Source organism: Pseudomonas sp. HLG18 (assembly GCF_051903985.1).
GTDB lineage: Bacteria > Pseudomonadota > Gammaproteobacteria > Pseudomonadales > Pseudomonadaceae > Aquipseudomonas > Aquipseudomonas fluorescens_BT.
Genome location: NZ_CP195831.1, coordinates 4355474 through 4369683, shown reverse-complemented (window position 1 = coordinate 4369683; position 14210 = coordinate 4355474). Strand labels below are relative to the sequence as shown.

The 14210-nt window shown below is 60.9% G+C and carries 11 protein-coding genes; 7 read left to right on the top strand and 4 right to left on the bottom strand.

The window, feature by feature from the left end:
- The first annotated feature begins 9 nt into the window (after positions 1 to 9).
- On the top strand, positions 10 to 600 hold the full coding sequence (locus ACSPX5_RS20095; RefSeq protein ID WP_169432074.1) for an LON peptidase substrate-binding domain-containing protein: 591 nt from the start codon (positions 10 to 12) through the stop codon (positions 598 to 600).
- Positions 601 to 611: 11 nt separating this feature from the next.
- Here the strand turns inward: ACSPX5_RS20095 and ACSPX5_RS20090 are convergent, their stop codons facing one another.
- The 4 genes from ACSPX5_RS20090 to ACSPX5_RS20075 all read right to left on the bottom strand — a co-directional run bounded on the left by ACSPX5_RS20090 (position 612) and on the right by ACSPX5_RS20075 (position 7972).
- Complete coding sequence (locus ACSPX5_RS20090) at positions 612 to 2075, bottom strand: hypothetical protein (RefSeq protein WP_439820142.1); 1464 nt, start codon at positions 2073 to 2075, stop codon at positions 612 to 614.
- Between the two features lie 247 nt (positions 2076 to 2322).
- Positions 2323 to 5766 (bottom strand): calcium-binding protein, encoded by a 3444-nt coding sequence (locus ACSPX5_RS20085; RefSeq protein ID WP_439820141.1) that lies wholly within the window; start codon positions 5764 to 5766, stop codon positions 2323 to 2325.
- A 139-nt stretch (positions 5767 to 5905) separates the two neighbouring features.
- Positions 5906 to 7222, bottom strand: a complete 1317-nt coding sequence (locus ACSPX5_RS20080) for a bifunctional DedA family/phosphatase PAP2 family protein (RefSeq protein WP_323161171.1) — start codon at positions 7220 to 7222, stop codon at positions 5906 to 5908.
- 54 nt (positions 7223 to 7276) lie between these two features.
- Positions 7277 to 7972: a DNA-3-methyladenine glycosylase gene (locus ACSPX5_RS20075; protein WP_169432070.1), complete on the bottom strand. Its 696-nt coding sequence runs from the start codon at positions 7970 to 7972 to the stop codon at positions 7277 to 7279.
- Between the two features lie 177 nt (positions 7973 to 8149).
- On the opposite strand from ACSPX5_RS20075, the gene ACSPX5_RS20070 reads away from it, so the two are divergent.
- The 6 genes from ACSPX5_RS20070 to rodA all read left to right on the top strand — a co-directional run bounded on the left by ACSPX5_RS20070 (position 8150) and on the right by rodA (position 14196).
- Positions 8150 to 9421, top strand: coding sequence for a glutamate-5-semialdehyde dehydrogenase (locus ACSPX5_RS20070; protein ID WP_169432069.1), 1272 nt, complete (start codon positions 8150 to 8152; stop codon positions 9419 to 9421).
- A complete protein-coding gene (gene nadD / locus ACSPX5_RS20065; protein ID WP_249314343.1) occupies positions 9390 to 10112 on the top strand; it encodes a nicotinate-nucleotide adenylyltransferase in 723 nt (240 codons plus the stop codon). The genes ACSPX5_RS20070 and nadD overlap by 32 nt, the downstream gene beginning before the upstream one ends.
- A 70-nt stretch (positions 10113 to 10182) precedes the next feature.
- Positions 10183 to 10677 carry a ribosome silencing factor gene (gene rsfS, locus ACSPX5_RS20060; protein WP_169432068.1) on the top strand — a complete coding sequence of 165 codons (495 nt, stop codon included), beginning with the start codon at positions 10183 to 10185 and terminating at the stop codon, positions 10675 to 10677.
- 10 nt (positions 10678 to 10687) lie between these two features.
- Positions 10688 to 11155, top strand: coding sequence for a 23S rRNA (pseudouridine(1915)-N(3))-methyltransferase RlmH (gene rlmH / locus ACSPX5_RS20055; RefSeq protein WP_169432067.1), 468 nt, complete (start codon positions 10688 to 10690; stop codon positions 11153 to 11155).
- A gap of 10 nt (positions 11156 to 11165) precedes the next feature.
- Positions 11166 to 13061: a penicillin-binding protein 2 gene (gene mrdA, locus ACSPX5_RS20050; RefSeq protein ID WP_169432066.1), complete on the top strand. Its 1896-nt coding sequence runs from the start codon at positions 11166 to 11168 to the stop codon at positions 13059 to 13061.
- A 31-nt stretch (positions 13062 to 13092) separates the two neighbouring features.
- Entirely contained in the window at positions 13093 to 14196 is a 1104-nt protein-coding gene (gene rodA / locus ACSPX5_RS20045) for a rod shape-determining protein RodA (RefSeq protein WP_085712360.1), read from the top strand.
- Positions 14197 to 14210 lie beyond the last annotated feature (14 nt).

The window sequence follows — 14210 nt, the reverse complement described above, 5'->3', positions numbered from 1 at the left end:
GAAATGTCTATGAGTCTGCCGCTTTTTCCGCTGAACACGGTGCTGTTTCCCGGCTGCAACCTGGATTTGCAGATCTTCGAGGCGCGCTACCTGGACATGATCGGCCGCTGCATGAAACAGGGCGGCGGTTTCGGCGTGGTGTGCATTCTCGAAGGCCATGAAGTCGGCGCTGCCCCCGAAGGTTTCGCCATGGTCGGTTGCGAAGCGCGGATCACTGACTTCCAGCAGCAGGACAACGGACTGCTGGGCATCCGGGTGCAGGGCGGACGCCGGTTCATCGTGCAGCGCACCGAAGTGCAGCGCGATCAACTGATCGTCGCCGAGGTCGAGTGGCTGGACGAAGAGCCTGAGCAACCCTTGCAGGATGAGGACGCCGATCTGGTGGCGTTGCTCAAGGCTCTGGCCGAGCATCCGATGGTTGAGGCGCTGAACATGGGCACCGAAGCGGCAGGGCAGCAGTCGCTGGCCAATCAGCTGGCGTATCTGCTGCCGTTTGCCGAGGAAGACAAGATCGACTTGCTGCAACTCGATGACCCGCAGCAGCGACTGGATGCGATCCAGGCGCTGCTCGACGAGTTGCAGGGCGAGTTGTTTGCCTAGAGTCGAAATCGCTATTGCGGCCAGATGATGTCGTTGGCGAACCACTCCTTGTCCTTGCCCAGTGTCAGTATCGGTTTGCCGGCCTGGGCTGCCTTGTCGATCAGAGCATCATATTCGTATCGATTGTAGGCGCCTCGATGGGTTCGCTCTTCCATGTCTATTCGTGACTGATATCCGGCCTCATCAGCAATGTCTTCGACTTTTGCGGCGCGAGTCAGGGTCGAGTCGAGCAGCCAGAGGCGATTCGAATCGATGCCCCGTTTCGATGCTGAAATCAGCGCCTCAAGCTCATCCTCCGGGAACCACGCACCCTTGTCCCTGGCCGCGGCATTGAGCAGGTGATTCTCCTCTCTAAGAACGACTTCCATTTTTCGTGTGTCGATGATGTAGGCGAATATGATCTTTTGATCGTGCCGGACGGTTTCGTAATTGCGTTCGGGGTCGAGCTCTACGTCCGACGCTTCGGACCAGTCATTGTCAGATTCCCCTGACTCATTGGCGGGATCGCCGGGCTTGCGTCCGGGGTACTTGTTTTTCTGGTTGTTGTAGAGCAGGTATACCGGATCGGGCGAATCGATGCCTTTGCCGGCATATGCATGAACCAGTTTCAGGCTGACGGTTGCGCTGACCGGTTTCTCGGTGGTTGCTCCACGAGGATGCTTCAATCGCGGCAACATCCGGTCATCGTTGTAGAACTCGAACGGTGTCCGTTCATCAGCCCGGAACAGGGCCGGAATGTCCGTCCGGTACAGGCAGTCGCTGTCGTTGCGCAGGTACCCCAGCTTCGCAATGAATCCGTCGAGAAATTCGCGGCTGACGCTCTCGCTGAAATCACCATAATCGCCCAGACGACTGAGCAGCAGCTTGCCGTTTCTCAGGGGAAGGAGCAGGGGTTCTATTTCCTGATGGAGCGCGTCGTAGCGTCCAGGGTCGTCAGTGTTCAGGGATCGTGTCTTGTGCTGCACGACCCATTCCGGGAGCTCTGACGGATGGGCGATCAGATCGTCGCGCAGTCGAACGTGCTGGAGCGGAGAAAGGTTGTATGAACGCAATTGCATGACCCGCTCACCGTGAGTCATCTGCGGGTACAGCCTTGCGAAATGCGTACCCAGCAGTTCGGACGTGGCTGCTTTCAACTGGGCTGGCACCAACGTGATTCGCGGCTGTCTTGTCGGCACCGCCGCTTCTGCGGCACGGTTATCCGCACTCGGTCGTTTGAGCGGATGGGCTGTATCGGTCTGTCGAGCAGGGCTCCAGGTTGATTCGCCGGCGTTTCTGTAGAGCGCAGGTCCCGGCGCAAGCTTTCGGTACAGATCCATGGCCCGATACGTGCCCAGGTTCGGGTCGAACTCCACATGCACGGTGCCGCTGTCTTTGACATCGACGAACTTGCGTCCGACGACATAACGCAAGCCCTCTTCATTGGCCGGTTGCATGTTGCGCAGCAAGCCGGGGCTCAACAGATAGCGGCTCAACAGGGTTGCCGATTCCCGGGACCGCTCAGGCAAGTCCGAGAACTCGACTCTGGAAGGGGTGGTGATAGCGGTGGATGGCAGTTGATGCCCCGGGGGGCGATTGCCTGATATGACCGGATCGGAAAGTGAATCATGTGACGGTGGTATCTGCCCCTGTGGCCGCAGCCGGGGAGGTTGAATCGAAGGGTCGGCGGACGTGTCGATCCTGGACGGGGTTGGCATTGAGGGTGGTTTGGGGCGCATGGTGTCATTCCTTGACGATGGACAGGTGTTCGGCCGATATCACACGGGACGGCTCGCTTTCGAGTCTCCAGGTGTCGGTGGCAACGTTGTAGAAAATCCTGCCGGAAGTGGCATCGCGCAAGCGCAGGTTCAGAACCTGCAAATCAGTGTTTTCAAGTTCGTCGCGATGCTGGTGGTCCCTCGCGTCCTGAACAAGCGCATCGATTGTCGAGTACGCCCGAGCATCCGCCACGCAGAGACCAATCACCTCGAACAGGTTATTGATCCGGTAACGGTTCCCGGACGAGATCGCTACCTCGACGGTTTCCAGGGGCAATAGTGGATCGTTACTGTCCGGCAGGTGAATGTGAACGCTGCCGATTTTGATCAGGTCGTTCTTGATGCTCAGGTCGCGCAGGGTGATTTTTTCCGGCAGGAGATGCGTGTGAATGAGCCAGGTGGATGAACCGGAGAGTCTGACGTCAGCTTCGGCGGTGGACAGGCGGATGGAGAGATTGCTGGCGGGGAAAAGCTCATAGCTTGCCGATCTTCCTTCCAGCCAATAGGTCGCGTTGTGCTCGGTGGCCAGAAAGTCGACCCGTTGCGGGGTGTTCTTCAAGGCGCGCTTGCTGACAAAGGGGCTGACGAACAGGTATCGGCCCGCTCGCTCGCGCAGTGAGGCTCGGCTTTCAATGAGCCGGTAACCCGGATTCTTTGCATCTTCCAGATAGTTATTGCGGGGGAAGTCCAGGTGGTAGGAGACGCCATCGCGCATCACCAGGGTCAAGGGATGATTCATCGCCCACCCTGCGGCCATGTTGCCGGCGCCCATGTCGCTCTTTCGGGTCCGGTTCCCGATCACGTTTCCATGCAGCGAGAGCCGGGCTCCCCGAGCGAACGTCAGGGTGAAATGGACATTGTCGTAATCGAGGAATGTGAACGCCTCCATTTCCGTGATGCTCACGACATAAGTGGCGCTGACCCTGACAATTTCTTCACTGTCGAAATCGACGTACACGGTGCTGTGCGAAGGGAGGCTGTCCTTCGGGGCGAACAGGGCGGCGCGACGGATCTGGCGGGAAACGAAATAGTGAGAGTGTGCTTGAGCCGACAGTACGTGCGGATGATCGTTGATCTGCACCGGAGACGCCTTGGGTGTGCCTGACGTTCGGATGGTGACGCTGACGGGCAGATCGCCGGACTGCAGAATCTCGGTGGGCCAGTCCGGCTGCAAGTGGAAACCGTCCTGGGTAATGAACGCCCATTTTTCGTGGTGCAGGATGCGTTTGCCATCCATGGTCCGGTAAGCGTTTTCCAGTATCAGTTCGCGCCTGGGCGACCCGGGATCATCGTCTCGAAGTGACTCGATCACCAGCGCGTTCTCCCGGACGAACCAGCGCTGGATGGCTTCAAGCGATACGCCCAGATAGACCATGCTCGGCTCCAGACCGTCCTCGGTGATGGAGATCCTGTGGCACATCGGGTCCAGATAATAGATATCACTGCCGGGACCGCCATCGACTGTGGCATTCAGACCACGTACGGATATCTGATCATCCCCGGCACCGGCCTCGACGTGATCGTTACCATTGGCTGCAATGATGTCCGCCTGATCGGAGCCGATGACCCGATTGGTTGCGCCGGCAAGTGTCTCGACCTTTTCGATGGACTTGAGCGTCGAATGCAGTACCGGTTCAAGTCCCGGGCTCGCGGGGCGCAACGCCAGCCTTCCGCGTTTCAGATCAATGTCATAACCGAGGTGGCGGGGTGGGTCGGGAATATGGTCGAGGTGCTTGTGCGTGCCTTGAAGCCACAATAGATCGATTCCCTCTCCACCCGACAGTTCGCTGGCCTTAATCGGGTCGTACGAGAGTGCTTCTGACGCCGACTGAAACACAAAGGAGTCGTTCTTGTCGCCACCGCTCAGGGTTTTGCGGCCTGTGGTGTAGCTGAAGAAATTCGGCTTTTCCTTAACACCCTGCACCGTGTCATGGCCACCGCCCAGACTCCAGAAAACCCCTTTGGCAGGGTCACTTTTCGTTATGGAGACGACGGAATCCGAATCCGGTAAACCGTCACGCGCGTCATTCGAGTCGTCTGTGTCTTTGATGATGGGCAGGTTTTCGATGGTGTAGGGCGTTTCGCCCTTGTCTTCGTCCCATTGGTAACGATAGAGACGGGTGGGTTGCAGCGTCACCTCGAATCGACCGTTGACAATGACGTCGACGGTTTCCCTGAATTCGTTGTCCAGCCATCGAAGGCTGCGCGTCTTCAGGGCTTTGGCGTAGTCGTCGGTGGTCTTGGCGACCAGATAGCGATCCATGAGCGCCTTGTCCTGACGCTGTCCGGTGAACGCAAACCAGCCGGCACGCCAGCGTTCGTTCACGGTCAGTTCGATGTAGTCGTCAATATCGTCGACCGCCCGCACCGCACCATAGATTTTTGATCCGACAATCATGATTGCGGCGGCGGCGATACCCACCGGGCCTGCCGCCTGGAATCCCGCCAGTGCTGCGCAGCCAAGGGCCAGGGACAGCGCGCCACTGAACACGCTCAGCCCGCCGGTGACATACAGGTCCTGCGCTTCCTTGCCCTGGGCCTTGGCCGCATCGGTGAAGGATTTGATGGCGGTATAGATATCGAAGGGCAGTGTCAGCACGCTGGCGATCAACCCGGCTCCACGACACAGCCACTTGCCCATGGAGGTCTTGCCGAATTGTTCGAAGGCCATGGATCCCTGGCGGATCATTTGCTCGCCGGTCTTGCTCAGGGCGTATTCGACCCCCAGTGAAGTGATTTCCGAGAGACCTCCGCCAAGGTTGATCAGCGCTTCAGTCGTGTCACCTTTCTTCAACGCGTCGATGGCGCCGATGTAAGCGCTGTAGAGTCCGTACGCCTGCAGCCCGACGCCCATGCTGGCCATCCCGCGGCTTTTGGTTTTATCGACCCAGTCCGGCAAGTGTTCGGGCAACGGGTCCCGACGAATGTCCAGGCGTTGGGTGGCGTTCAGCAGGTGGTTGATCTTGTTCATGGCGTCAGCGAACTCACCGGTGGGCATCTCACGCATGAGTGGTGGGGCATCGGGAGAGCGCTGGGTGACGATTTCGTACAGCAGGGGCGGGATCTGAGCGTTTTCCGGTGAGGGAACGGATCTCATGCGCTGTTCGATCTGAGTCGTATCGAATTCCAGTGCATCGATGAACGCTTGGTCAGGTTCGGAAAAGTAGGTGCTGCTCGCCGAGAGGGCTTGCCCGTGGATTCGGCCACCCAAGGCCTGAAGCGTCTGGCGACTGACGCTGAACTCTCCGATGCGCAGAGGGCCGAACAGGGTGTCGATATCCGCAAGCCCGGGCTTTTGGCCCGAGGCCTGAAGGGGGGGCTCCGATTGGATGTTCAGGTCGGATATTTTGATCGGAGCTGGCGGTCGGTCAGTCCGTGAAACAGGGTTCAATTGATTCGTCAAAGTCATGGTTCTTTTCACAAGTCCGTTTGTGGTGCTGCTGCCGGAATGTGGCATGGGACACGGACTTGTTCATGAGCATTTGCTTTGCCAAATGTTTGATGACGCTCATCGGCGCCGGATGCACCGATGAGCATTGAGCGCGGGCTCAGTAGGCATATCGCAACAAGGTGTGTGGCAAATGCCGCAATACAAAAAAACCGAACAGGGCGACCAGCGCAGGCAGCACCAGCCACCAGACCTTTTGCGGCATCGCTTCAAGCGGGGAGCGGCGCTGAGTCAGCCACAGGCTCGCTGCGCAGACGCAGGCGGCGAGCATGGCACCGGCCAGGACATCCGTCGGCCAGTGTGCCCCCAGATACACCCGCGACAGAGCAATCGCCAGCGCCGGAATGCAGCCGATCAACAGCCAGGTCAGGCGCAGTCTTGGCGGTTGCCCGCGTCCGGCCAGCACCGCCAGTGTCAAAAACAGCGCGAACGACCCGGACGCGTGGCCGCTGGGCATGCTGTAACTGGTGATCGGGTCGGTCAGCACTTCCGGGCGTACCCGGGCGAAAAACAGTTTGGTTCCGGTGTTGGCCAGTGCGGTGACGAGCAAGGTACTGCCGGCGAAGATCGCCTGACGCCACTGGCGGCACAGCAGCAACAGGCCGGTCAGCAGAATGCTGAACACCAGCATGTTGCGGAATTCGCCGATCAGGGTGAAAACCACCGCAACTTCGTCGAGCGCCGCACTGCGGTGTTCCTGCACAAGGGTCATGACGCCTTGATCGAGTGCTGTCAGATACGGATAACCGATGAACAGCGCGATCAGGATCAACAGGCTCATGCTGCTGATCCAGACCGTCGCCCGGCGATGGCGGCGCAGGCTGCTGTTGGCGCTCAGGCCGACCATCACCGCGATGCTGCCGGCGACGATTCCTGCCTGCAGCCAGAAGCCTTCCGGCAACGGCAGACGAATCGCCGCCCCGGTGGCCCAGCCCGGCAGCAGGTAGGCAATGCTCCAGCCCGCCGCCGCCAGCAGGCTGACGGCAGCGAAGCGCGGGAAGGGCATGTCGCACATCCCGGCGACCATTGGCAGCATCGGCCTTAGCGGACCGATGAAACGCCCGACCAGCAGACTGGCAATACCGTAGCGCTGGAAATAGGTCTCCGCGCCGGCCATCCACTCCGGGTGATGACGCAGGCCCGGCAGGCGCCGGATGTTCTGATGGAAGTGGCGTCCGAGGAAATACGAAACCAGGTCGCCAAGAATCCCGCCGAGAAAGCCCAGCAACAGGGTCTCGCTCAGTGACAACGCGCCGCTGCCGGCAAGTGCCGCCACGGCGAACAGCAGCACTGTGCCGGGAACGATGATCCCCGCAATCGCCAGGCACTCGACTAAGGCCACGATGAATACCGCAGCGGCCAGCCACTGCGGGTTGGCGGCCAGCCATCCGGTCACGCTATCGAGCCATGGGCCCATACAAAGCACTCCATTTCATTGATGTCCCAGGTCGGCGTACCGCAGAGGGGAATTTCACAGCAGAAAGTAATCACGCCCTTCGACCTGACCCCGGCGCAACGGGTTCCGGGTGCACCACTGGGCGTAGGCTGCGTCGACGAAGCGATACATCAGGTGCTCGTCGCGCCCACGGGGGATGCCCAGGCGGGTGGTCTGGATGATGTGCCCCGGCGCAGGGCCGGTGTCCTCCACCAGCAGTATTTCGTGGTCGAAGCGCTTGGCGTCCCACACCGGCACCTTCAGTCCCAGTGCCTTGCACAGCAGAGTCTGCCCGGCACAGAGTTTCTGCGAGGGGCGCGGGTGGCCCTGAGCATCGGGATTGTTCAGCAGCATTTGCGCGAGACTGGCCGGGCCGCTGATCTCGTCGACCCATGGATAGGCCGATTTGATCAACACCGCATTGCCAGGCCCCTGGGCACTGAAATTCAACGAATCGCCACCACGGGCGTAGTACATATAGATGTGGCCACCATCCAGAAACAAAGCTTTACGCTTTTCCGTGTAGCCGAGGGACGCGTGGCTGCCTTTTTCTTCGCAGTAATACGCTTCGGTTTCGATGATCCGGGCGCTGAGCCACAGGTCGCCGACGCGATGGCGGATGACTTTGCCGAGCAGATCCCGGGCAAGCGTCTGGGCGTCACGGTCGAAAAAAGCGTCCGGAAGGCCCATCGGCAGGCGCTCGGCGTGGGCACGAACGGTCAGATTGGACATGGCAAACGGTGTTTATCCAGGTGAAAGAGGTCGTGATGATAACAATCCGAGCCTTAATTACGGCTGAACATCGGCAAATCGCCGTCCATTTCGACCATCCGCCCGTCACCGCTGTTAGTCCCGGGACGCGACAGCTATAATCTGCCGCTTTCCTCTTTGCCAAGACCCCAGCAGACCATGACTGAGTCCGTTCTTGACTACATGACCCGATTGGGTCGCGCCGCCCGCGAAGCTTCCCGGGTCATCGGCCGTGCCAGCACCGCGCAGAAAAACCGCGCCCTGCTGGCTGCCGCCAATGCCCTGGATGCCGCCCGCGCCGAGCTTGCAGCAGCCAATGAACAGGATCTGGCCGCCGGTCGCGCCAACGGTCTGGAGCCTGCACTGCTGGAGCGTCTGGAACTGACCCCGGCGCGCATCGACGGCATGATCGTCGGTCTGCGTCAGGTCGCAGCGCTGCCGGACCCGGTCGGTGCGATCCGCGACATGAGCTTCCGTCCGTCGGGCATTCAGGTCGGCAAGATGCGTGTGCCGCTGGGCGTGATCGGGATCATCTACGAATCCCGTCCCAACGTGACCATCGATGCCGCGAGCCTGTGCCTGAAATCCGGCAACGCGACCATCCTGCGCGGTGGTTCCGAAGCGATTCATTCCAACCGCGCGATTGCCGCCTGCATCCAGCGCGGTCTGGCCGAAGCCGAACTGCCGGCCGCCGTGGTGCAAGTGGTGGAAACCACCGACCGCGCCGCCGTTGGGGCGCTGATCACCATGCCCGAGTACGTCGATGTGATCGTGCCGCGCGGTGGTCGTGGCCTGATCGAGCGCATCAGCCGCGACGCGCGGGTGCCGGTGATCAAGCACCTGGACGGCATCTGCCACGTCTATGTCGGCGAGCACGCCGACCTGCCGAAAGCCCAGCGCATTGCCTTCAATGCCAAGACCTATCGCTATGGCATCTGCGGCGCGATGGAGACTCTGCTGGTCGATCAAAGTGTTGCGAAGGGTTTCCTGCCGTCGATGGCGAAGCAGTTCCGCGAAAAAGGCGTCGAGCTGCGTGGCTGCGAGCGCACCCGGGCGATCATCGATGCCGTGCCGGCCAGCGAAGAAGACTGGAGCACCGAGTACCTGGCGCCGATTCTGTCGATCCGCGTGGTCGACGGTCTGGACCAGGCTATCGAACATATCAACCATTACGGCTCCCACCACACCGATTCGATCGTCAGCGAAAATCTCGCCGACACCCGCCAGTTCGTGGCTCAGGTCGACTCGGCGTCGGTGATGATCAACACCCCGACCTGCTTCGCCGATGGATTCGAATACGGATTGGGTGCCGAGATCGGCATTTCTACTGATAAGCTGCACGCCCGTGGCCCGGTGGGCCTCGAAGGACTGACCTGCGAGAAATACATCGTGGTCGGTGATGGCCAGTTGCGCGGCCAGGCGACGGTCTGACTTGTCCGACCTCGACCTGAAAACGCCGAAGTCCGGCAGAAAGTCTCGTCCCCAGCGCATTGGCGTTCTGGGCGGTACGTTCGATCCGGTGCATGTCGGCCATTTGCGTGGCGCGCTGGAAGTTGCCGAAGCGCTGGCCCTCGATGAGCTGCGCATGATGCCCAGCGCCCGGCCGCCGCATCGCGATACCCCGCAGGTGTCGGCGCAGGATCGGTTGGCAATGGTTGAATGTGCGGTGGCCGGTGTGCCGCCGCTGGTGGTGGACGCCCGCGAACTGCAGCGGGACAAGCCGTCCTGGACCATCGATACCCTGGAGTCGCTGCGTGCCGAAATGGCCGCCGGGACCCAGGTTTTTCTGCTTTTGGGCTGGGACGCATTTTGCGGCCTGCCCACTTGGCACCGCTGGGAGGAGTTGCTCCAGCATTGCCACATCCTGGTGCTACAGCGCCCGGACGCCGACAGCGAACCGCCGGATGCCTTGCGCAACCTGCTGGCAGCGCGTTCGGTGAGCGACCCGCTGGCCCTGAAAGGGCCGAGCGGACAGATTGCATTCGTCTGGCAGACACCGCTCGCGGTCTCCGCCACCCAGATCCGTCAACTGCTGGCCAGCGGTAAGTCGGTACGTTTCCTGGTGCCCGACGCGGTCCTGGCCTACATCGATGCGCACGGTCTGTACCGTGCGTCGAACTGAACAAGGCGTGCTCAAGTAACACGATCATCGTGGGACGAGACGCCGAATACATGAGCAAAACGAGTTTTATATGACTGACAAAGACCAAACCAAAGTAAAGCGCAAAGGCACGTTCAAGAGCGCTCCGCTGCCAGAGCCGGTCAACACCAGCGAGCCGCTGAAAGGTGACGAGCTGGTCAAGATTGCCGTGGCCGCCCTGGAAGACGTCAAGGCCCAGGACATCCAGATCATCGATGTGCGCGACAAGCAGAGCATCACTGACTACATGATCATCGCCACCGGTACGTCCAACCGCCAGATCAACGCGATGCTGGACAAGGTTCGCGAAGAAGTGAAAAAGCAGGGCGCCAGGCCGCTGGGCGAAGAAGGCAAGGGCGACAGCGACTGGGTGCTGCTGGACCTGGACCTGGTGATCGTGCACATGATGACCGCCTCGGCTCGTCAGTTCTACGACCTGGAGCGCCTGTGGGCCGGTGCCGAGCAAAGCCGTGCGGCGGACGCCAAGCACCACAGCCCGGAAAACACCCACGAGCACTTCACCAAGCTCAACAAAGACCAGCTGTAAGGGCCGCGCTGTGCGACTGCGACTGATCGCCGTCGGTTCACGCATGCCCAAGTGGGTGGAAGAAGGCTGGCATGAATACGCCAAGCGTCTTCCGTCCGAGCTGGCACTGGAACTGGTGGAAATTCCGCTCAATACCCGTGGCAAGAATGCCGACGTGGCCCGCTTCATCCGTCAGGAAGGCGAAGCCATGCTGGCCAAGGTCGGGCACAACGAGCGGATCGTCACCCTCGAAGTGCACGGCAAGCCCTGGAGCACCGAGCAGCTGGCGGGCGAACTGGACCGTTGGCGGCTGGACTCGCGCACGGTCAATTTCATGGTCGGCGGCCCGGAAGGGCTGGCGCCGGAAGTCTGTGCCCGCGCCGACCAGCGCTGGTCGTTGTCGCCGTTGACGCTGCCACACCCGTTGGTGCGCATCCTCATCGGCGAGCAGTTGTATCGTGCCTGGACCGTGTTGTCCGGCCACCCTTACCACAAGTAATCCTGCCCTCATGTCCCAGCCGATCCGCATCAAGGACCACGAAAAAGACGCCCGTCTGGTGCGTAGCCGCGTCGTGTTCGGGGCCATTGCGGTGGTGCTGCTGATCTGTGTGCTGATTGCGCGGCTGTATTTCCTGCAGGTGATTCAGTACGAGTATCACTCGACCCTCTCGGAAAACAACCGCGTCCATGTCCAGCCGATTCCGCCGACCCGTGGCCTGATTTACGACCGCAACGGCGTGGTGGTGGCGGACAACCGTCCGAGCTTCAGCCTGAGTATGACCCGGGAACGCTCCGGCGACTGGCAGCAGGTACTCGACGTGATCGTCGAAGTGCTGGAGCTGACGCCGGAAGACCGGGTGATCTTCGAAAAGCGCATGCGCCAGGGGCGTCGGCCGTTCGAGCCGGTGCCGATCCTGTTCGAGCTGACCGAGGAGCAGATCGCCCGGATCGCGGTGAATCAGTTCCGGCTGCCCGGGGTGGAAGTGGTGGCGCAACTGGTTCGTCACTATCCGCAGGGCGCGCATTTTGCGCACTCGGTGGGTTACATGGGGCGGATCAACGAGAAAGAGCTGAAGACCCTCGATCCGGTCAACTACAGCGGCACTCACCATATTGGCAAGACTGGCATCGAGCGTTTCTACGAAGCCGAACTGCACGGTCAGGTGGGTTACGAAGAGGTCGAGACCAACGCCCGGGGCCGCGTACTGCGGGTACTCAAGCGTACCGACCCGGTGCCGGGCAAGGACATCGTCCTGAGCCTTGACATCAAGTTGCAGGAAGCCGCCGAGGCCGCGCTGGGCGGGCGACGCGGTGCGGTGGTGGCGCTGGACCCGAGTACTGGTGAGGTGCTGGCCATGGTCAGTCAGCCGAGCTTCGACCCGAATCTGTTTGTCACCGGCATCAGCTTCAAGGCGTATGCCGAACTGCGTGATTCTATCGACCGGCCGCTGTTCAATCGCGTGCTGCGCGGTCTGTACCCGCCGGGTTCGACGATCAAACCGGCGGTGGCGATTGCCGGTCTGGACGCCGGCGTGGTGACGGCGTCGAGCCGGGTGTTCGACCCGGGTTACTACATGCTGCCCAACTATGACCACAAATATCGCAACTGGAACCGCACCGGGGACGGCTTCGTCGACCTCGATACGGCGATCATGCGGTCCAACGACACCTACTTCTATGACCTGGCGCACAAGCTCGGCATCGACCGGTTGTCGGCCTACATGAACAAGTTCGGCATCGGCCAGAAGGTCTCGCTGGACATGTTCGAAGAATCTCCAGGGCTGATGCCTTCGCGCGAGTGGAAACGCGCCACCCGCAAGCAGGCGTGGTTCCCGGGCGAGACCCTGATCCTCGGGATCGGCCAGGGCTACATGCAGTCGACCCCGTTGCAACTGGCCCAGGCCACCGCGCTGGTGGCCAACAAGGGTGTGTGGAACCGTCCGCACCTGGCCAAGACCATCGAAGGCGAGAAGCCGAAGGATGAAAACCCGATGCCGGACATCGTCCTGCGCGATCCGTCGGACTGGAACAAGGTCAATCACGGCATGCAGCAGGTGATGCACGGTGCCCGGGGTACGGCGCGCAAGGCGGCGATCGGCGCGCAATACCGGATCGCCGGCAAGTCGGGTACGGCCCAGGTGGTCGCGATCAAGCAAGGCGAGAAATACGATCGCTCCAAGGTGCAGGAACGCCACCGCGACCACGCCCTGTTCGTCGGTTTTGCACCGGCCGACAACCCGAAAATCGTGGTGTCGGTGATGGTCGAGAACGGTGAGTCCGGTTCCGGCGTCGCCGCGCCCGTGGTGCGTCAGGTGATGGACGCCTGGCTGCTGGATCAGGACGGACGCTTGAAGGCCGAATACGCCAGCCCAATCAGTGCGGAGGCTACGGCCCGTGAAGAATAATTTCGATCGCATGCTCTCCAGCGAGGATGTGATGCGTCGCCGGGCGACGCTGTTGCAACGTCTGCATATCGACGGACCTTTGCTGGTCCTGTTGCTGATCCTCGCCGCCGGCAGCCTGTTCGTGCTGTATTCGGCCAGCGGCAAGAGCTGGGACCTGCTGGCCAAGCAGGCCACTTCGTTCGGTATCGGCCTGGTGTCGATGATCGTCATCGCCCAGTTCGAACCACGGTTCATGGCCCGCTGGGTGCCGCTCGGTTATGTGGTCGGGGTGGTGCTGCTGATGGTGGTGGACATCATGGGCCACAACGCCATGGGCGCGACCCGCTGGATCAACATTCCCGGAGTGATCCGCTTCCAGCCGTCGGAATTCATGAAGATCCTGATGCCGGCGACCATCGCCTGGTACCTGTCCAAGCGCACCCTGCCGCCGCAGCTCAAGCACGTCGGGATCAGTCTCATGTTGATCGGTGTGCCGTTCATTCTGATCGTGCGTCAGCCGGATCTGGGTACTTCGCTGCTGATTCTGGCCGGCGGAGCGTTCGTGCTGTTCATGGGCGGATTGCGCTGGCGCTGGATCCTCAGCGTGCTGGCCGCCGCCGTACCCGTGGCGATCGCCATGTGGTTCTTCATCATGCACGATTACCAGAAGCAGCGGATCCTGACCTTCCTCGACCCGGAAAGCGATCCACTGGGCACCGGCTGGAACATCATTCAGTCGAAGGCTGCCATCGGTTCCGGCGGCGTGTTCGGCAAGGGCTGGCTGCTGGGCACCCAGTCGCACCTGGATTTCCTGCCGGAAAGCCATACCGACTTTATCATTGCGGTGCTGGGCGAAGAGTTCGGACTGGTGGGCATCTGTGCGCTGCTGCTGATCTACCTGCTGTTGATCGGTCGCGGCCTGGTGATTACCGCCCAGGCGCAGACACTGTTCGGCAAATTGCTCGCCGGCGCCTTGACGATGACGTTTTTTGTTTATGTTTTCGTCAACATCGGTATGGTCAGTGGCCTGTTGCCGGTCGTAGGGGTGCCGTTGCCGTTCATTAGCTACGGCGGAACTTCGCTGGTGACGCTGCTGTCAGCGTTTGGGGTTTTGATGTCGATCCATACGCATCGCAAGTGGATCGCACAGGTTTGAATAAGGTGAAGAGT

Bases quoted from the DNA above. Each gene is read 5' to 3' on its own strand.
- nadD (WP_249314343.1), top strand. From the start codon at position 9,390: ATGGCCAGTTGCGCGGCCAGGCGACGGTCTGACTTGTCCGACCTCGAC.
- ACSPX5_RS20075 (WP_169432070.1), bottom strand. From the start codon at position 7,972: ATGTCCAATCTGACCGTTCGTGCCCACGCCGAGCGCCTGCCGATGGGC.
- ACSPX5_RS20085 (WP_439820141.1), bottom strand. From the start codon at position 5,766: ATGACTTTGACGAATCAATTGAACCCTGTTTCACGGACTGACCGACCG.
- ACSPX5_RS20070 (WP_169432069.1), top strand. From the start codon at position 8,150: ATGACTGAGTCCGTTCTTGACTACATGACCCGATTGGGTCGCGCCGCC.
- ACSPX5_RS20080 (WP_323161171.1), bottom strand. From the start codon at position 7,222: ATGGGCCCATGGCTCGATAGCGTGACCGGATGGCTGGCCGCCAACCCG.
- ACSPX5_RS20095 (WP_169432074.1), top strand. From the start codon at position 10: ATGAGTCTGCCGCTTTTTCCGCTGAACACGGTGCTGTTTCCCGGCTGC.
- rsfS (WP_169432068.1), top strand. From the start codon at position 10,183: ATGACTGACAAAGACCAAACCAAAGTAAAGCGCAAAGGCACGTTCAAG.
- rodA (WP_085712360.1), top strand. From the start codon at position 13,093: ATGCGTCGCCGGGCGACGCTGTTGCAACGTCTGCATATCGACGGACCT.
- mrdA (WP_169432066.1), top strand. From the start codon at position 11,166: ATGTCCCAGCCGATCCGCATCAAGGACCACGAAAAAGACGCCCGTCTG.